This window comes from Paenibacillus sp. FSL H3-0310 (assembly GCF_038002785.1).
Classification (GTDB): Bacteria; Bacillota; Bacilli; order Paenibacillales; family Paenibacillaceae; genus Paenibacillus_AQ; species Paenibacillus_AQ odorifer.
The window spans coordinates 221,026-240,118 of the sequence record NZ_JBBODC010000002.1; the positions used below are offsets into that span (position 1 = coordinate 221,026).

The window sequence follows — 19,093 nt, forward strand, 5'->3', positions numbered from 1 at the left end:
CGATAACATCCCAAATGGGGGATAATCCGGCGTTTAAGGTCATCTGGGTCCGATAGCGTCCGATAGCGTCAGGCATAGTTTCAGATAGCATCCAATATCGTCAGAAAACGTCGGATGGCAGCTGATGGCTCCGATATCTTCGGGTCCTAACCATCTCCAGTTACTTACGGACCCAGGGGGCGCTATTTGCACGTTTATCGCCTTAGAAGCATAGTTTCGGACTCCAGTGTCGCTATTCTATAGAAAGAGCCTCATTTCTGGCGTTTTTTATGCCAATAGCTGCTATGGAGTCCGATAACATCCCAAATGGCGGATAATCCGGCGTTTAAGGTCATCTGGGTCCGATAGCGTCCGATAGCGTCAGGCATAGTTTTCCGATAGCATCCAATATCGTCAGAAATCGTCGGATGGCATCGATAGCGAACGATAGCGAACGATAGCGTCGGGTCCTAACCATCCCCTGTTCCTTGCGGACTCAGAGGACGCTATTTGCTCATTTATCGCCTTTGAGGCATAGTTTCGGACTCCAGTGAAGCTATTTCATAGAAAGAGCCGCAGCTATGGCATTTTTAGATGCTATTCCACCGACTTCAAAGCCTCTATCATATGGATTCGTTTGAGCTTAATATGCATGAACGCCATGACTATACCGGAGAACAATAGGGTTAGGAGCGCCGCATAAATATAACTTGGCCACTTGATGATCGGAGCGAACATCGTCGCATCCAGCTCGGCCGTCTTCAGGACGAAGCTATGCAGCACTATGCCGAGACCCGATCCAGCCACAATACCGAGTAGGCTAAGCAGCATATTTTCGCGGTAAATATACATGGTTACTTCCTTGTCGTAGAAGCCCAGTACCTTAATGGTTGACAGCTCCCGGATCCGCTCGGACACATTGATATTGGTCAAATTGTAGAGGACGACAAAAGCCAATGCCGCCGCTGAAACAATGAGCACCAAGGTTACAACGTCCATACTCTTCATAGTCTCATCGAAGGCGGAGCCTACACTGCTGGAAAAGCTGATGGCAGCGACGCCCTCATTAGCCGTCAGCTTCTCACCAAATTTGTCTTCCCATGTTTTATCATGTGCGGTGTAGTTCAGAAGTTCTGTGTTGAATACTGGTTTTTCTCCGAACACAGAAGCATAATACGCCGGTGTCATATAAACATAGTGCATTACATAATTCTCTGTAATCGCCGCGACCTCAATCTCGAATGTTTCATTATCTTTGTCCACCACGGTCAATTTATCGCCAGACTCCAGCCCATACAGCTTAGCTAGCTTCTCTGAGATAATAGCCCCATCATCCGTAAGCATCCGTCCTTCTCCACTTTTTCGATCACGCAACTCCACGAAATCGGATAAAGAGTTAACGGAGGTAGGAACGAACAGATGAACCTCTTGGTCATTTACACCACTAGCATGTGCGGTCATCCGTTCTTGCGCCACACTCAGCGTCCCAGTTACTGCAGATTCACCAGTGATTAGTTGGTCGTAGGCTTTTAGCACATCGGCAGACACATCTTCATGCAGTGCCACAAGTGCATCATATTTCATAATCGTGCCGAATTGCGACCCGGCGATGCTGCCAATTGAATCCTTGAGACCAAATCCCGTCAGGATCAGCGCTGTACAGCCAGCCACGCCGAATACAGTCATGAACATCCGCTGCTTATAGCGGAATAGATTCCGTGCGGTAACCTTTTGGACAAAGCTCAATCGCTTCCATATAAAAGTGATCCGCTCCAGTAAAATACGCTGGCCACTCTTTGGTGCCTTCGGACGCATCAATACGGAAGCATTGCTGCGTAATTCTACCCGTGAAGCAATCCACGCCGTCAACGTAGTACATATTAACGCTACGATAACGGATATGATCGAATACGAAAGATAGAAGTTCTTCGTGATATCCGGTAAATTATAGATTGCACTATACGCATCGTAGATAATACCCGGAAACAGGGTAAAACCAACCGCAAGACCCGCAATTGAAGCCGCCAGACTGGCAAGCGTACCATAGACCAGAAATTTGGCCATAATGTCGCGGTTGCCATAACCAAGTGCTTTCAGTGTCCCGATCTGCAGGCGATGCTCCTCAACCATCCGTGTCATGGTCGTCAAGCTGACCAGCGCAGCAATCAGGAAAAAGAACACAGGAAACGCACTGGCAATCGCCGACAACCGATCAGCGTTATCTTTATATTCGGCATATCCCGGATTAGCGCTTCGGTCAGTAACGTAGACCTTAAGCTGCTCCAGCTCTGCAAGCTTTTGCTCCCCTGCCGCCAATTCCTCCTTGGCAGAAGCAAGTCCGGCAGCAATTGCCTTCATACTTGCAGCCTGTTCCTGCTGCACTTCCTCCGGCTGGCGCTGCAAATCCGCAAGCTGCTGCTCGGCGGCGGCCACCTTTGCGCGGCCACCAGAAAGCTCTTTCTCGCCTTCCGCCCGCAGCTCAGCAAGCCGTGCTTCCGGCACGCCGGACATCGCCTGCTCTACAGCATGGGTATGCTGTTCGATCAGATCTTCATATTCCGGCGAATAAGCCTTCACCCCGGTTGTATCCTTAAAGGACAGATAGGCTTCCGTATACACCGGAAGCTTGAAATCTGACTCCGGGATCGCGGCGAACGCATCCGCCGTACCTTTGCCGATCCCACTGGTGCCCCGGGTACTTTGCTCAATAAACTGTGGACTTCTAACAAAGCCAACTACGGTATACTCCAATGTCTCGAAGCTGTTCGACAACTCCGCATCCGTACCGTTTCCACTGAAAGATACCTTGTCACCCAACGCATATTCTTCCGCTAGCTTATCGTCCAGCACGATTTCACCGGAACGCTCCGGTAGATGGCCTTCAATAATACGGTATTGATTAAGTGGTTTATCCGTGTTGTAAGAATTGACTTTAAGTATTAAGGCATTATCACCTATGAATACATCTGCACTATAGCTCGGCTGAATCTCATCGATCCCCTGTACATTTCTGAGTAACCCGATGTTGTCTTCGGTCAGGCCGTAGTTAGTCTGCACCTTCAGATCCATCAAGCGCTGCTCTTTGTAAAAGGTTCCAGCTGTATTCAGCATATCTGGCCCAGTGGCCTTGATTCCGGCAAAAAAGCTGACGCCTAACATAATAATTGCAAAAATCGAAATAAACCGGGCTTTGGTATGCCCAATTTCACGAAAAATATCTTCCCACAATGCTCGCTTTTTCATAGATGCCTTCTCCTTACCATTCAATATCGTCAACGGATACCGGCGAAGGATTGATCACCATCTTCCGTACCTTAGCGTTGTTAATCTCTATAACCCTGTCAGCCATCGGGGCGATCGCCAGATTATGTGTAATTACGATGACCGTTGTCCCGGTGTTACGACAAGTATCCTGCAGCAGCTTCAGCACCTGCTTGCCTGTGTTATAATCAAGCGCTCCTGTCGGCTCGTCGCAGAGCAGCAGCTTCGGCTGTTTAGCCAACGCTCTGGCGATAGCGACACGTTGTTGCTCACCACCGGACAACTGAGCCGGGAAATTATCTAACCGCGCGCCCAGACCCACATCCTCCAGCACCTTACGTGCATCTAGTGCACGCGGGGAAATCTGCGAAGCAAGCTCAACATTTTCCAGTGTGGTCAGATTAGGTACTAGATTATAGAACTGAAATACAAAACCTACGTCATTTCGGCGGTAGCCTGTCAGCTCCTTGGCACTAAACTTGGCGATATCAATGCCATCCACAATGACCTGACCTTCATCGGCGGAATCCATGCCACCCAGAATATTAAGCACCGTAGATTTACCCGCACCACTTGGGCCGACGATCACGGCAAATTCACCTTTTTTTATCTCAAAATCAATCCCGTCATTCGCGACAATTACATTCTCGCCCATCTTGTAACGCTTGTACTCCCCTTTTACAGCAACAAAACTCATTCCTCTTCCTCCTGTCCCTATCCGAACTAAGTCTAATTACTCTACATTGTCTCAGTTTATCATAATTAGAACGCCCAAGCCCGAATGGCAAACCCTCATTACACAAGGTGAAATTCACATCATTAATAAGTTCATTTTTTTGTAACAATAATGTAACAAGGAAATTTTACCGTAAACGATACTTAGTCATTTGATAATGTTATAATCACTTTGTTTTATTTACTCTTTTCAGGCAAGAGTGAAGGAACAAGAACAATCAGAAACAGGTGATCAGATGTTCGAACTGAAATGGCTATGGCAGAACCTAGAGGGAAACCGGACGCGATACATTCTGGCACTCTGCCTTTCGGTGGTGGGCTCAAGTCTTACAATCGTGAATCCGTACATCAGTCAGCGCATTGTCGATACGTTTATAGCCGGTGACAACGCCCTGCAGAATCTTACACAAGAACGGCAATTATTGATTATGCTCTGTCTGGGCATGATCGGATTTTCTCTACTGCGCACAGGTCTCGCATATTTCACGACCATGCAGTACGAGATATCCTCGCAAAATATGATGTACAATGTCCGCATTTATTTGTACAACAAAATTCAGGGACAGGACAGAAAATACTACGATCATAATCGTACCGGCGATCTCATGACCAAGATGACAGGCGATCTGGACATGGTCCGTCACTCTATGGCCTGGATTTTTAAGACGATCATTGAATCGCTAACGATCTTCCTTGCCGCCGTTATCTATTTTTTCACCATAGATGCGGAACTGACGCTGTGGATGCTTATCCTGTCACCACCCATTTTTATCGTGGCTTACATATTCGCTAAACGCGTCCGTCCTATGTATATTGACCTGCGTGAACGGCTGTCCCAGCTTAACACGACTACACAGGAGAATATCTCAGGCAACCGTGTGGTCAAGGCTTTTGCCCGTGAAGATTTCGAGGTCGAAAAATTCACAGAGAAGAATGTCAACTATTCTACAGCGAACAAAAAGGCTGCCCTTGTATGGCTTGATTATTTTCCTTATCTGGAATCCTTCGCTCAGGGCTTCAACGTAATCCTTATGTTGGTTGGTGGTTTGTTCCTTATGAACGGCCGGATCACCTTCGGTGAGTTTATGGCCTTCTCTTCACTTATTTGGGCTATATCCAACCCTATGCGCAACATCGGTATCATTATCAACGACATTCAGCGCTTTTTTGCGAGCTTGTCCAAAATCGTAGATATCTATTATGCCCGGCCAAATATTGTTAACGAGCATACTATCACTGACAAACGCCGTTATGAAGGCCGTATTGAATTCGATCATGTCCGCTTCAAATATGATAGCGCTATCGTACTGGACGATATTAGCTTTACCGTTGAACCCGGTGAAACTGTAGCAATCATGGGCGCGACAGGATCAGGCAAAACAACAATCATCAACCTCATCCCTCGCTTCTACGATGTAGCTGAAGGGCGCGTACTCGTAGACGGTGTTGATGTTCGGCAGCTGGAGCTTGATGAACTTCGTGGAAATATCGGCATGGCGACCCAAGATGTACTCTTGTTCTCTGATACCATTGATGGAAACATCGCCTATGGCGATCCTGATCTTCCGGAAGAAGATGCAATGGGTTATGCAGAGCTCGCAGCCGCACACGACTTCATTACCAAAATGCCTGAAGGTTATGATACCGTTGTCGGGGAACGCGGAGTCGGACTGTCGGGGGGGCAAAAGCAGCGTATTGCCTTAGCGCGTGCTTTGGCGGTACACCGTCCTATTCTGATTCTCGATGATACGACCTCTGCGGTCGACCTTGAGACGGAGGAGCATATCCAAAAAAGTCTACGTGAACTGGACTATCCTTGTACGAAAATTATTATTGCGCAGCGTGTATCTACTACCTCGCAAGCCGACCGTATTCTCATTCTGGATGGCGGGAAGCTAGTTGAGGAAGGGACACACACTGAACTGCTAGCGAAACGTGGTTACTATTACGAAGTGTTTAAACTGCAGAACGAGGGTATTGGAAGGCAGGTGACCGCAAGTGGCAAGGAATAAATTTGACGTCGATGAAAATCTTGAATCGCCGTTTAATATAAAACACTTCCGGCGTGCGATGGTATATATCAAACGAAAGAAAACGCCAATGATTGTTGCGTTCGTGCTCAGTGCACTTTCAGCAGCCATTTCACTGTCGGCTCCGCTGATCATGCAACATGTCATCGACGTGACCATTCCGGCAAAAGAGAAGCTTGCACTGCTGGGTTGGGCTGCACTGATGCTTGTGACCATCGTGGTCAGCGTTTATCTGGCTACGATACGCTCGCGCATCATGACGAGTGTTGGGCAGGATATTATTTTTGACATCCGAACGGATTTGTTTAAGCATCTGCAAGAATTGCCTTTTAAATATTATGACGACCGTCCACAGGGCAAGATCCTTATCCGGGTCGTAAACTACGTCAACGCCGTTTCAGATGTGCTGTCCAACGGGATTATCAACTTTATTCTAGAAATCGTGAATTTGCTCTTTATCGCAGCCTTCATGTTCGCTGTCGATGTACGACTCTCATTTGTCATCCTTGCCGGACTGCCAGTCTTCCTTGGCATCATGCTGCTGATCAAAACCCGGCAACGCCGGGCATGGCAAGCAGTGTCCAACAAAAGCTCCAACCTGAACGCCTATCTGCAAGAGAGCATTAGCGGTATTGGTGTGACACAAATGTTCTCCCGGGAACAACGTAACGAAGGAATCTTCACACGTCTCGCGGGTAATTTCCGTAAAGAATGGATGAAGGCTCAACGTTACAACTTACTTATTCCGTTCTCTGTAGACAACTTGTCTACGATCGTTACATCATTAATTTTCCTTGTAGGCCTACTAACACTGAGTCCTCAAGACATGACCCTCGGTGTCATTCTGGCGATGAGCAGCTACGCTGCCCGCTTCTGGCAGCCGATTCTGAATCTTTCGAACCTGTACAATAACTTCATCAACGCCGTTGCCTATCTTGAGCGTATCTTCGAAACGCTGGATGAACCGGTTACCGTCAGTGATATCCCGGATGCAAAAACACTGCCATCTGTACAGGGCCATGTCACCTTCGACGATGTAACTTTCGCCTATGACCCGGGGCTTAATATTCTGGAGAATATCTCCTTCAAGGTCAAAGCGGGAGAAAGCATCGCGCTGGTAGGACCCACAGGTGCGGGCAAAACAACCGTCGTCAATCTGATCTCACGCTTTTATAACATTTCCAGTGGTCAGATTCTGATCGACGGCCAGGATATCTCGCAGGTGACGTTAAAATCTCTTCGCAGCCAGATGGGGATTATGTTACAGGATAGCTTCATCTTCTCCGGTACCATTCTGGACAATATTCGGTACGGCCGACTGGATGCGACCGAAGAAGAAGTAATCGCCGCTGCAAAGGCCGTTTGCGCCGACGAATTCATCCGTGAATTCGATCAAGGCTACATGACAGAGGTCAATGAACGTGGCTCCAAGCTGTCTCAAGGACAGCGGCAGCTCATTTCGTTCGCAAGAACACTTTTGGCAGATCCGCGCATTCTCATCTTGGATGAAGCCACTTCTTCCATTGATGCGAAGACTGAGCGCTTATTGCAAAAAGGGCTGAATGAACTGCTTAAGGGACGCACCTCGTTCATTATCGCGCATCGCCTCTCCACCGTAAAAAACTGCGATCGTATTATGTACGTATCTAACAAAGGCATCGCGGAAAGCGGCTCACATGATGAGCTTATCGCACAGCGGGGCCTTTACTACCGCCTCTACACAGCACAGAAGATGGAAGCTTAATCGAATAAACACCAAAAGAGCTCAGGCCGATTTGCAGCCTGAGCTTTTTGATGTTTTATTATTTTCAAAAAATATCAAAAACTAATCTATCGCCGTCCAAATATTTAGCGCAAGTGAGCGAACCGCAAGGTTCGTGTGATTTCTGTACAACCGCAGACGCTCTGCAGGCTCTGGACTCCACAATAGAGCACTTCCGGCAACTTCAAGCAACGAAAGTCCAATATACTGAGATTCATAACGGCTCTCAGACCCTAGAACATCTACAATTTCCAATAAAGTTTCCGGACTCCAGTATCCCGTGCTCTCTTCTAAATTATACGCGACCTGCTTATAGACATCGCTTAATAGCTGGGGCTGCTTTGAAATAGTGGTAACCATCCGATTGAGATAATTGGCGGATTCCTTCACATTATTCCAATCTATTGCTGCTATATACAATTTCATCACAGCTTGCTGTAAGGTCTCATCAGATGCCAGACAGTCAATCAGATCCGTATACAAAGGGATAAGGTGCATCCGGGTGATTTTTGGCAACGCTATCAGCTGGTTGACTAATTTCAGTAGACGTTGCCGATGAGGCAAATCTCTTTTGGCAGTGGCGTTCCATTCATCCCTTATCGCTGCACTAACCAGTCTCTGACATACACCAACTACAACCTCATTGATCTTACCATCGCGACAGGTTTCTACCAGCGTGTTCATAGCAGTTTCCCATCTAGTGCTGTCTTCCAAATCCGTAATAGACTGAGCGGTGGCAGCTGCAACAATCCCTTCATTTCCATTTGTCCACCGCATCATAGAAATGAAAGCATATCTGCCAATATACGCATCTTGGTGCCTTGCGATTTCAAGGATTAATCCTAGATAACGTGGTCTAAAGTCTAGCGGAAGAGCATTAGGCTGTTGAGATAATAAACTTCCTGCAATGTCACTTTCTGATGAAGAAGCCATTGTACTTAACATATCCCAAGCGCGTTCATCATCTAAAAGCTGTTTCGCAGCATGCCCTATGGCTATGATTACATCCTTGTGTGCATTGGGTTTCTCGAACTCATTCATTAATAGCGGAAGGCTGTCATCGCTTCTATAAGCGCCCAGTAAGCGGATGGCTTCTTTTCTGACAGTGATCTTCAGCTTATCCCGATTCAGAAGCTCTTTCAGCATGGTAACCAGTAACACCGGATTCACCCTGCGGATGCATCTGGGTATCGAGTACATGGCTACACGGGCCCGGTCCCCATCCAGATTCTCCAGCAGAACGGGAAGTGCCTTCTCCGGTTCTTCCATAAGCGAAAAGGCATGAAGTGCAGCTTCTACTACAGTTACTTCCTTATCCTGCATAAGCCCAAGTAACCTATCCGAACCGAGATCAGGCATGCTTGCCATGATCTTAATAACGCTTGCACGCTCCCAAAGATTACGTTTGGCATCGTATGCAATTTTTTCTAATAAGGCACTTAAAGCTTGTTGCTGACGTGGCAGCCATCTGTAGAATCCATCCGCGGCCGGCACAAGATAGATAGTTTTGCCTGATAGGAACTTGCCCTTAATGACAGCTCCTGAAATAAAAGGATCGAGCCATTCCTGACGCTTCAGATGCAGATGCTGGAACACTTCATGGATCGTAATATACGATTTATCTAAATCTAATAATTCCTTAACTCTGGCATCACGCGTTGTACGAGGCGCAAGCCAGTATCTGGCCGCTTGTATGGCTGTAGAATCCGCCTTTGCCCTCGTTGCTTCCTTTAACAGATTCTGAAGTTTTATGATGCCGTAACCTCTTTTACCGAAAGAGCTAGCTAGGCTTAACACCAGATTGTAATCTTCTCTTTTGTTGGCCTGTACAGCTAATGTATAAATTTCGTCGAAGATAATCTCTTCTACTCCCCGGGGTAAATTCTTCTCCAAGGATGGAAGGGAAAGCTGCCCATTCTGCTTGGCCAATTTCTGAATCGTTTTTAAAGAAAACTTGAACAGCTCACCGTGAGGATGTAATGCGTTATGCCGAAGAATAGCAAACGCCAGTTGTTGAACGGAAAATTTTGTACCATATGAAGTATCTCTAGCCTCTATAACACTATCAACAAGCAAAGTAAGTTCTTGTACATGGGCATCCGTGAACACAGACGCAGGACTTTCCGATAGCTCTTTAAACACAGCGCCCCGGACAGGATCCTGATCATTTTTAATCCGGCCCAGGTACACCAAAGTTTCATTCATGCCCTGTCTCGACAGAACGGTACTTCTGATCAGCTGCATAAGCGCCGTGGCACGTTCGTCTGCACTGGATACCTGTGTTGCTTGTTCAAGTCCCGCTCTTGAATGAAGAATAGAACGGCAAGCAGTAAATCTGACTGTTCTCTCCCGGTCATCATTGATTTCACGAAGGCCAAGCATCCGGGTGGCTTCCTTGTCACGCAAGACATGTGGTAATACATATAGTAATCTTTCCGGAAAAATGCGTTCATTGCGTTTATCTTCTTCATACACAGCATCGAAAATGACCTTGCGGTTAGAGGGTGCAATATTCTGAAGCAGCTTTGCTATGTGCATAGGGTGATCTGCGAGTAGTTTCGCTATCTCCATCCATTGATCCATGGATAAATATTTTTTCCTTTTAAGAACAGCTTCAGGAACACCATAAGAAATCAGATCGCTCCGCGACTCCGTTCGTGTTAACAGCTGATATACCTTATTAGGATTTTGGCGTACAAGCGTGCCAAGCTGTTCTTTTAACGCAGGATGTATGATGCCCATAGGTCCATGGTTCAGCGCACACTCCAGCACCAAATCTGCCTGCAGATTGCATAGGATCTCCAGAGCTGATGAGAATCTCCACCAGACATAGCCTTTTTCCCTAAGTGGTGTGCTTTCCAGTGTTGTTGCAAAGTATTCTGCTACTACGTTAAGATGTCGGCTGGATAATTTCTTCCAGTCTTTTATGGCATATCCGATATCAGCAAGCCATTTACTTACCGTTGCCGAATAACAGGCCGGCAATATAATCGCGGCTTCCTCCGCCCCCCACCGGGCGTACACCATAGGCAATAAACGTTCCGCCAATTCCTGACGGTTAATCTGTGAAATACTGTGCAGAAGCTTGCGGCGGCAATCATGGGATAAATGGGGGAGCTCACGTTCAATATCAGCATCCGAAGCCACCTTTGCCAAAAGACCCGCAGCCGTATTTCTGATACTTGCCTTGGGATGCCGCAGTGCTGATAGAATAATAGCAGCATCTTGTGTTGCAATGGCGCCGATTAAGGCAAGTCGTGCTTCATAAACACCCTCCTCCAGCAAAGAGGCTAGTAATTGGGAGTACTGGACAGATCCGAGATGATCACGGCCTAGGATTGCTACTTTTTTGATTCTGTCGGAATAGCCTAGCGAATCCAATTCTTTAAGTAAGCTCTGTTTATCCAATGGATCTCTTTTGAAAATCATAAGTCCTCCTCGTTAACCTGTTCTTATTCCACCCGAACTTTATTCTCTATACCCTAATCTATCCCCTTTAAAAAAACTAGAATTCAGCATCTGGTTTCGTTGACCAAAAAATAAAGGTAACCCTGAAGCAGGTTATTCAACCCCCTTCAGAATTACCCATCATGTACTGCTTGCTCTAGTCATTCTTTTTCTGAATAAACACATACGTACGCTCATCCGACAGCTCATCAGCAAAGCTGAAATCAAATCCGTCGAAGCCTTTGATATCCTCCACACAGCTGATTTGCCGCTCAGCCATGAAGCGTACCATTTCACCTCTGGCCATCTTGACCAGGGTCGCTCTCTCTACTACCTTACCGCCGATCTCCTGCCCGAATACACAACTAACCATTCGAACATTCCCGCCAATGTAAGGGGAGATGCACTTGCTGTATTCCTTAGAGGCCAGATTCAGAATGATGTCAGTCTCCGAAAACAGCTGATCTGCCAGCTTCCTGTTCCAGAACTCGTAGATAGACTTGAAACCAGGTCCGCTAAGCTTTGCCTGCATCTCCAGCCTGTACGGCACAACGCCGTCAAATGGCCGGACGATTCCATAGAATCCGGATAATATCCGTAAATGCTGCTGAAGATATTCCAGCTCCTCCATTTGAAGTACCCCTGGTGCCATGTACTGGTACTGGATACCCTCATAAGAAAAAATAGCCGGTGTAAGATTCCGTGTTACATCCATATCCCGAATCCGCTCCACATTCAGCGTGGCGATGGCATCATTGCATTTCCATAACGATTTGGCTTCTTCATAATTCAACTTTTGTAATAAGGCCAGAAGAGTCTGCGACTCGCTTATGAATTGCGGCATCTGGCGGCAATCCAAGAAATCCGTATCCATCTTCATCTTCTTGGCAGGCGATATAATGATTCTCATGGTGCTCCCTTTTCTTACCCCCGCGGGGAATTTAAATGTAACCTTATCCTATCACACTTAATCTTCGTAGGCTTGGGGCAAGTTCATGAAATTTGTTCACTGCCGCCCACTTTGTGCGCCACCGCCATCTGTACCTGGGTTGCCGTTTCTCCTTGACCCACCATTCATGCCGGGAGATCCGCCCCCATCTTTCCCCCGTCCGCCGGTGAAGCCCTGTCCCCCGTTCGCTCTTGACCCGGAGTCAGTACTCGTTATCTTCTGTGCGGTAATAGCATCGCAGGAGACGAGCACCATGGAACAACTTAGCACTGCTATGAGCAAAGCGAAATACCGCTTGATCCGCATCTTTGAATCCCCTCTTTCCGAGCGAACATAGTTAACGTGGAAAATATCTTTTTAACATATAATCGTATACGTCCTTAAAACCCATGTAGGATAATACGATTAGCAGCGGATACACCGGGTAAATATACCGGGACTTGATCTCCCATAAAAGATAGAATCCGATAAAGCCCAGCACCACAAGAATCAAAGAGGTCTCTTCAAATCTTTTGGCTCTTATTCCACCCATTAAGCGAACGAGTATAAATACATACATCAGAAAATTCAGAACATACAGCAGCCACAACATTCCGCTTCTATAATTGGAGTCTGCCTTAAACAAATCCGTAGCAGCATTAGTGTAGCTATAACGGTCCATGACAAAGCCCATTCTTCCCCCGTTACTGGATGATCCGTCATTTCCGAGCCCATATCGTTCCATCTGGTAGGTTCCTTCCGTCCAGGTCCAAACGATTTTTTTATAATACATCTTCACTAAGTCACTTAGGCCCGCCTCGGAGAGTTTATTACTGATTTCTTCTTTAAATAACTCCGTACTTTCTGCCTTATTATAATTTGCATCCTGCTGATAGATAGCGTAGCTCTCCCGGTTGTCCCAGAACCCAAACGTCTCCAGATTGATCCCCATATTCAGCCACATGTAGACAGGTGCGGAATTTTCGTTCATCGGTTCATCTACAACATTCGTCGCCTGCAGCACAGCATTTTGCGTCCAGCCGGGAACATTAAACAATATGGCCGTGATAAACAAAGCGCTAAAAACCTTTTTCACCCCGATAGAACGTATGTTAAATAAAAGACCCGCCACCACGGTAATCAGAAAAATAACACCGATACTGCGGAAATAGTTGCCTATTGCCAGTAAGAGAGCTGCGAAGAGAATATCCTTAATGGACCTTCTTTTAATAAATCTTATGGCAAAATATAAAGCACTTGTCAGAAAGGCGGTAGCGATCACATCGTTATAGATAAAATTACTCATAAACAATGAAGGGATAAAGGTTGCAGCAAACACGAGGATGCCATAATCCTTATCCTTGGACTTATAATTGAGCTCTTTATACAGCATGTAAATCATTAATGAGGTTAAGAGTGTAAACAGAATATTAAATATTTTGATTACCAGATAATTATCCGGAAAGATCAACAACAACGTCTTTAAATATAAAACGATCGAAAAATTAAACGGAAACATATGCAGATAGCCGTTCGTGTCAAACGACGAATAATCATTCCTGTACAGCATGTCGAGTGCCAATGAAAGCACTGTCTGCGAATCATCCGTCGGCATGCGTGGAAACAGAAAGATAATCACCATCTGGATTGCAAAAGAAAACAGCAGTATGGCTGGAATGACTATTTTCCAACTGTACTTATTAAGCTTCAGGCACATTTTATACAAAATAACGCTTAATGCCAGCACCACTGCGATCACTAGAATAAAAAGACCCAGCTGTTGTCTCTCCAAAATTGGCGTGTCCCCATATACGAAATAATTATATTTCGCCCTAATAAAAAAGGAGGATGCGATAAAAAGACCGATAAAGAATGCAAGTATGAGATACAATGTTTTTTGAATTCCTCTTATCATGGAAAACCTCCTTTGCGCAATCGAAAGCCCTTTACAATCCGCTGCCCCGATTCATAAAAAGCATTATAAACACCCAAACTGAAAATCCAATGAAAATCGGAAGTTTGGGAATTCGCAAAGAAGAGATTTAGAAAGAGAGGTACGTCCTACAATTGGGAATCAAAAAATCGCAAATGTGATACGGAAGTTTCAAAATGGAGAGAGTTGCGGAGACAAAGAGAGGAAATGGAAAACTACTCCAATCCTAGGGAGTATTATGACAAGAGTCTTAATTCTCTTTCAAACGATTATGCTATACTGGTGGAGCAAATAGAATAGGCTTAAAGGGTCGGTCGGCTACCTCTCACCGAAGGGAGGGATGCCTTGTGACAGTGTTTGAAGCAATGATGTTTATGCTAACCTTTGGTTCGCTTATCGTAGCGCTGCTGTCCAATAAACGCAAATAGACCGCCCACTCACAAAGGCATGCGGTCTATCTGTCGTGTCCTATTTGCTGAAGCCTACCGCCCTTAAAAGCGGCTATTGCCTTGGGAGTCGTGTTACAGCACGGCTCTCTTTGCATTTTACGTCTTTTCTACCTTTAATATACCACAAATAATTTAATAACGTAATAATGTACGGTGTTACATTACATTTCCAATCTCCCAGAAAATCCATCCATCCTTGCGTACATCAGAACAATTTACTATCCATCTTTTTTAAAAACCGATTATTAGCGATTAAGCCTTTCACTCTCTTCGTTGTATTAGGCCCTTTCGGTGTGCTACCTCTTCTACTCAGCAAAATCCACCGTAGACATGCCCAAGCTTCAAAGATCTCAAGTTCTTCCTGATCCATATCATTTTCCAATAGATAAGCAGTTCTGAACACATCAGCATAACGCTCAGAGATATATATTTTCAGCAGAATAAGTGACCAGGCAAAATCATATCTAGAGTCTCCCAACTGGCCGTTCGTCCAATCGATTATGGTATATCGCTCTTTATCCTCCACTATATTTCCGATATGAAAATCCCCATGAATGATACAGTCTTGCTTCATTGGAGTTTGCTCAACCAGAGAAGTCAATACATTATAAATATCAGATTGTTCTTTAGCTTCAGGGAAAAAGTAGCCGATGAAATCGTATTTTGGCAGTTGTATATTTCCAATCTCTTCAACACGAATTTTATGTATTTTTGCTAATAGGCTTGCGAGTTCCTTCATTTTCCTGGTATTCATTTTATGAATAGGGGTTCCGTCAAAACTTGTTAACAACACCTTATGTCCCTCCGGATTGATTCCCCAGCCCACTGGTTTAGAAACGGCTACTCCTCGTTCGGATAGAACATCCAATAAACGATATTGAAACTGGACATCCGGTCTGGATTCCTTATTCCATGTTTTCAGTACATAGCTCTCTTGATCAGAATTAATCCTCATGACCTCAGCTTCAAATCCTTGATCCATTGTATGCGCAGTTAAGCTGTCTTCCTGATTTAATAAGTCGTTTATGATTTCGTTGTGCTCTAGCCAATTTATGATAGATATAGGAGTTTTCAAAAATGGGTCTTCCTTTCGCATGATTGTATAGACTCTATGATTCTTCTGGAATGCCCGCTACGATCTCAAGCAAATTTCCTTCTGGGTCAGCTACAACAGATTCACGCAACCCATAGGGCTGCGAAATAGGTTCTTTTACAGGAGTCGCTCCTGCCTTTACCAGACGCTCAAATTCCTTGTCAACGTCCTCAGGTGAGGGAACGCCAAATGAAATTTCCATAGTCCCGTTTATCCCTCTGGGATAGGTTAGCTGTGACATATTCAGTGCATCCCGCTGACACAAATTAAAGAATACACCACTCTTCAGTTGAACCCCGGTAAATACGCCACCATCCCATTCTATAGCTATCTTCATGACGTCACGATAAAAGGTAACCATCTTTTCCATGTCTTTCACAAAAAAAGTGATCGCGCCGATTTCCATAAAATACACCTACTATTCTAAAATATTCCTTTTACGGTTATAGAAATAGTAACATAGGCTTAAAAATTATGAAATGAACTATAAAATAATAAAAAGCCCTGTAGAAACTCTACAGAGCTTAGTTACTGGGCAAAAGTATTTTTACAAATAACATAAAATAGATTGTTCTATCCAGTACATAAATACAGTATCCGGGCTTTCCTTTTCAAACTTTTTCATTTTTAAATACATATCCATTCCATCAGAAACATCATGCCATAAATCCGTAAATACAAAATCATATTTTTCCTTAGACATATGTTGTTCTGCATATTCGAAAGCATCTGCTTGGATAAGCCTGATCTTGTGAGCATTACTGAATTGTGGCAGTACATATTTATTAAATAAATCAATGACATCTTGATTTTTTTCAACAACCGTTATGCTCTCAACATTAACTTTTTCAGAAACCATATAAGCATAATAGCCAAGTCCAAGCCCAAACGTAAGAACATTCCCAAACGCTTTATCAACAGCTTCTTTCATTGTTTCTATTTCATTTGGCGTGATCGTCATCCAGATTCTGTCATTCTCCAAGACAGCCGGGAACATGAATTCAGTTTGAAAAAAACCAACCTGAGGAATTTGTCTTCCCTCTTCTGTCCGGATGATATCATTGCAAACAAAACCTTCAAAAGGTTTATATTTTTCATATTTTAATTCACTATTATTAATCTTTATAGTTGGTATCTTGATATTTTTATAATATGGATTGTCATAATATTCATTTGCATCAAGCTTATGAAGCATATTGCTAAAATATTGGTTGAACAATTCCTTATCATCAACATTATCAACCGTATCCATCCCAAAAGCAGCAGCCAGCATTAAACCAAAAGCGTATTCATAAGATACACCACAGTTTACGATTTCTTCAATTTCTTCTTTGTTAATAAAGTCGGGGGTATTATTCAAATAGCGGCTTAGTAAAGCAAACACTTTATAGTTATCTTCTTTTACTTTTTCTTTTATTACATTATTAAATTCCATATTCTCACCTATTAATTAGAATTTGTTTCTATGTCTCATGTTAGTCTTTCCAGATTGACTAGTAGGCAATACTCTCATTTTACCATTTAAAAATCCAGAAGAACAAAAACCGCTTTACTAATCCGTGACAGTTACCACTTCTACAGTGAGAAAATCTTACGTCAAAATCTTCTAATTGCAAGGTTTATGGTCCATTTTTCAGCTAATCTGCTCAATATTTCGTTAACCTATGTTAGAATAGACGACTTGTATAATTTGTGAAAACTTTCACTAATAGTCATGATTGATGGTATACTTAATAAGAAGATGAACTAAAGAGAATAACGATGGAAACTGTGGACGTAACCGTAGAAGATTTGAAGTTTGGAGAACAACAGCGACGCGCGCGCTTCTCCACTTCCAACTCCCTCTGATACTTCCTTTCTTTTTTGTCGGGTTCTTTTGGTACATCTTAATAGAGAAATATAAAAGTGGAGGGTTAACAATGAAAAAGAAAGCAGCTGGTGCTCTGAGTCTCGTCCTCTCTGTCATGCTCGTTACCGCAGGTTGCGGTAATGGAAACGACAAGGTGAACGAGAGCAAGAGTAATAACAACGAGAAAAAAGAAGTTGAAGCCGTCTCCGGGGCATCTGAAGCAAGCTACACACCATTCGATCAATTAAAAGATAAATATGATATCATCATTGTTGGTGCGGGTGGTGCGGGAATGTCCGCGGCGCTTGAGGCCAAAGAGAAAGGCATGAACCCTGTTATTTTGGAAAAAATGCCGGTTGCCGGCGGGAACACAACCAAATCCTCTTCGGGAATGAACGCTTCTGAAACGAAATTCCAAAAAGAACAAAACATTGAAGACAGCAATGATTTATTTTATGAAGAGTCATTAAAAGGTGGCCATGACACTAACGACAAAGAAATGCTTCGTTTCTTCGTTGATAATTCCGCGAGTGCGATCGATTGGCTGGATTCCATCGGAATCCGCTTGAACAATATCACCATTACAGGCGGCATGAACGAAAAACGTACACACCGTCCTGAAGATGGCTCTGCTGTGGGTCAATACCTTGTCAAAGGTTTAGTAAAAAACGTACAAGAGAAAGAAATCCCACTTTTCGTGAATGCTGATGTCAAAGAAATCACTGAAAAAGATGGCAAAGTAAATGGCGTCAAGGTCCTCTTTAACCAAACAGAGGAAAAAACAATTACGGCAGATGCTGTCGTTGTAACCACTGGCGGATTCGGTGCCAATATGGATTTGATCTCCGAAGTAAGACCTGACTTGGAAGGCTACGTTACTACTAACCAAATCGGCAGTACCGGAGACGGCATCAAGATGATTGAGAAACTCGGCGGCACAACCGTCGATATGGATCAAATCCAAGTTCACCCGACTGTGCAGCAAGAAAAATCCTACCTCATCGGCGAAGCTGTTCGTGGGGAAGGCGCTATCCTTGTTTCCAGTGAAGGTACACGGTTCACCAATGAATTGGATACCCGTGATAAAGTAACAGCTTCCATCAATACACTACCTAATAAAGCAGCTACGCTGGTCTTTGATTCCGGTGTTAAATCCCGTGTGAAGGCTGTTGAACAATATGACAAAATGGGCTTCGTGATTCAGGCGGATTCCATCGAAGCTTTGGCCAAAGAAATCGGTGTTCCAGAGGATAAGCTGGCAACAACGCTTGATACTTGGAACAGCGCCGTTAAGAATAAAAAGGATGCCGAATTTGGCAGAACTACAGGAATGGACAATGACCTGTCCACTGGTCCTTTCTACGCTATTAAAATTGCTCCTGGGATTCACTACACCATGGGTGGCGTGAAGATCAATACGAACACAGAGGTTCTAAATAAAGACGGTGAAGCTATCCCTGGTCTGTTTGCGGCAGGCGAAGTTACAGGCGGCTTACACGGACAAAACCGGATTGGCGGCAACTCTGTTGCAGAAATCATTATTTTTGGTCGTCAAGCTGGGATCAAATCTGCTGAATTCATAAAAGCAAAATAAGTAGATAACAGATACTATAGGCCTCACAGCAAA

General features: G+C 44.5%; 13 protein-coding genes. 4 read left to right on the forward strand and 9 right to left on the reverse strand.

From position 1 onward, the window contains the following. Positions 1–576: 576 nt before the first annotated feature. Complete coding sequence (locus tag MHH63_RS20475) at positions 577–3,222, reverse strand: FtsX-like permease family protein (protein ID WP_341172051.1); 2,646 nt, start codon at positions 3,220–3,222, stop codon at positions 577–579. 13 nt (positions 3,223–3,235) lie between these two features. Then, entirely contained in the window at positions 3,236–3,937 is a 702-nt protein-coding gene (locus tag MHH63_RS20480) for an ABC transporter ATP-binding protein (RefSeq protein ID WP_036684849.1), read from the reverse strand. A gap of 238 nt (positions 3,938–4,175) precedes the next feature. On the opposite strand from MHH63_RS20480, the gene MHH63_RS20485 reads away from it, so the two are divergent. Together MHH63_RS20485 and MHH63_RS20490 are read left to right on the forward strand one after the other, a co-directional pair. After that, on the forward strand, positions 4,176–5,987 hold the full coding sequence (locus MHH63_RS20485; protein WP_341172052.1) for an ABC transporter ATP-binding protein: 1,812 nt from the start codon (positions 4,176–4,178) through the stop codon (positions 5,985–5,987). Continuing rightward, positions 5,974–7,749 carry an ABC transporter ATP-binding protein gene (locus MHH63_RS20490; protein WP_036684845.1) on the forward strand — a complete coding sequence of 592 codons (1,776 nt, stop codon included), beginning with the start codon at positions 5,974–5,976 and terminating at the stop codon, positions 7,747–7,749. Before MHH63_RS20485 ends, MHH63_RS20490 begins: the two co-directional genes overlap by 14 nt. 81 nt (positions 7,750–7,830) lie before the next feature. On the opposite strand, the gene MHH63_RS20495 is transcribed toward MHH63_RS20490, so the two are convergent. The 4 genes from MHH63_RS20495 to MHH63_RS20510 all read right to left on the reverse strand — a co-directional run bounded on the left by MHH63_RS20495 (position 7,831) and on the right by MHH63_RS20510 (position 14,057). Continuing rightward, positions 7,831–11,196: a HEAT repeat domain-containing protein gene (locus tag MHH63_RS20495; RefSeq protein ID WP_341172053.1), complete on the reverse strand. Its 3,366-nt coding sequence runs from the start codon at positions 11,194–11,196 to the stop codon at positions 7,831–7,833. Positions 11,197–11,371: 175 nt separating this feature from the next. Further along, the gene (gene yaaA, locus MHH63_RS20500; RefSeq protein WP_076279447.1) at positions 11,372–12,124 is read right to left on the reverse strand and encodes a peroxide stress protein YaaA; all 753 of its coding nucleotides are present in this window, start codon (positions 12,122–12,124) and stop codon (positions 11,372–11,374) included. Positions 12,125–12,220: 96 nt separating this feature from the next. Further along, entirely contained in the window at positions 12,221–12,469 is a 249-nt protein-coding gene (locus tag MHH63_RS20505) for a hypothetical protein (protein ID WP_076306694.1), read from the reverse strand. 31 nt (positions 12,470–12,500) lie between these two features. After that, on the reverse strand, positions 12,501–14,057 hold the full coding sequence (locus MHH63_RS20510; RefSeq protein WP_248549423.1) for a glycosyltransferase family 39 protein: 1,557 nt from the start codon (positions 14,055–14,057) through the stop codon (positions 12,501–12,503). A gap of 371 nt (positions 14,058–14,428) precedes the next feature. Here MHH63_RS20510 and MHH63_RS28635 point away from each other — a divergent pair, with 371 nt between their 5' ends. Beyond that, entirely contained in the window at positions 14,429–14,503 is a 75-nt protein-coding gene (locus MHH63_RS28635) for a putative holin-like toxin (RefSeq protein ID WP_370510810.1), read from the forward strand. Between the two features lie 226 nt (positions 14,504–14,729). Here MHH63_RS28635 and MHH63_RS20515 read toward each other — a convergent pair whose 3' ends face one another. The 3 genes from MHH63_RS20515 to MHH63_RS20525 all read right to left on the reverse strand — a co-directional run bounded on the left by MHH63_RS20515 (position 14,730) and on the right by MHH63_RS20525 (position 17,052). Next, positions 14,730–15,506 (reverse strand): aminoglycoside phosphotransferase family protein, encoded by a 777-nt coding sequence (locus MHH63_RS20515; RefSeq protein ID WP_341172054.1) that lies wholly within the window; start codon positions 15,504–15,506, stop codon positions 14,730–14,732. Positions 15,507–15,633: 127 nt separating this feature from the next. After that, entirely contained in the window at positions 15,634–16,023 is a 390-nt protein-coding gene (locus tag MHH63_RS20520; protein WP_076190099.1) for a VOC family protein, read from the reverse strand. A 141-nt stretch (positions 16,024–16,164) separates the two neighbouring features. Then, positions 16,165–17,052 carry a spermine/spermidine synthase domain-containing protein gene (locus MHH63_RS20525; protein ID WP_254848973.1) on the reverse strand — a complete coding sequence of 296 codons (888 nt, stop codon included), beginning with the start codon at positions 17,050–17,052 and terminating at the stop codon, positions 16,165–16,167. Positions 17,053–17,536: 484 nt separating this feature from the next. On the opposite strand from MHH63_RS20525, the gene MHH63_RS20530 reads away from it, so the two are divergent. Then, entirely contained in the window at positions 17,537–19,060 is a 1,524-nt protein-coding gene (locus tag MHH63_RS20530) for a flavocytochrome c (RefSeq protein WP_076279449.1), read from the forward strand. The last annotated feature ends 33 nt before the right edge of the window (positions 19,061–19,093 follow it).

Excerpts from the sequence above, each read along its gene's own strand:
- yaaA (WP_076279447.1), bottom strand. The coding sequence starts at position 12,124 with ATGAGAATCATTATATCGCCTGCCAAGAAGATGAAGATGGATACGGAT.
- MHH63_RS20525 (WP_254848973.1), bottom strand. The coding sequence starts at position 17,052 with ATGGAATTTAATAATGTAATAAAAGAAAAAGTAAAAGAAGATAACTAT.
- MHH63_RS20515 (WP_341172054.1), bottom strand. The coding sequence starts at position 15,506 with ATGGATCAAGGATTTGAAGCTGAGGTCATGAGGATTAATTCTGATCAA.
- MHH63_RS20480 (WP_036684849.1), bottom strand. The coding sequence starts at position 3,937 with ATGAGTTTTGTTGCTGTAAAAGGGGAGTACAAGCGTTACAAGATGGGC.
- MHH63_RS20510 (WP_248549423.1), bottom strand. The coding sequence starts at position 14,057 with ATGATAAGAGGAATTCAAAAAACATTGTATCTCATACTTGCATTCTTT.
- MHH63_RS20530 (WP_076279449.1), top strand. The coding sequence starts at position 17,537 with ATGAAAAAGAAAGCAGCTGGTGCTCTGAGTCTCGTCCTCTCTGTCATG.
- MHH63_RS20505 (WP_076306694.1), bottom strand. The coding sequence starts at position 12,469 with ATGCGGATCAAGCGGTATTTCGCTTTGCTCATAGCAGTGCTAAGTTGT.
- MHH63_RS20495 (WP_341172053.1), bottom strand. The coding sequence starts at position 11,196 with ATGATTTTCAAAAGAGATCCATTGGATAAACAGAGCTTACTTAAAGAA.
- MHH63_RS20475 (WP_341172051.1), bottom strand. The coding sequence starts at position 3,222 with ATGAAAAAGCGAGCATTGTGGGAAGATATTTTTCGTGAAATTGGGCAT.
- MHH63_RS20520 (WP_076190099.1), bottom strand. The coding sequence starts at position 16,023 with ATGGAAATCGGCGCGATCACTTTTTTTGTGAAAGACATGGAAAAGATG.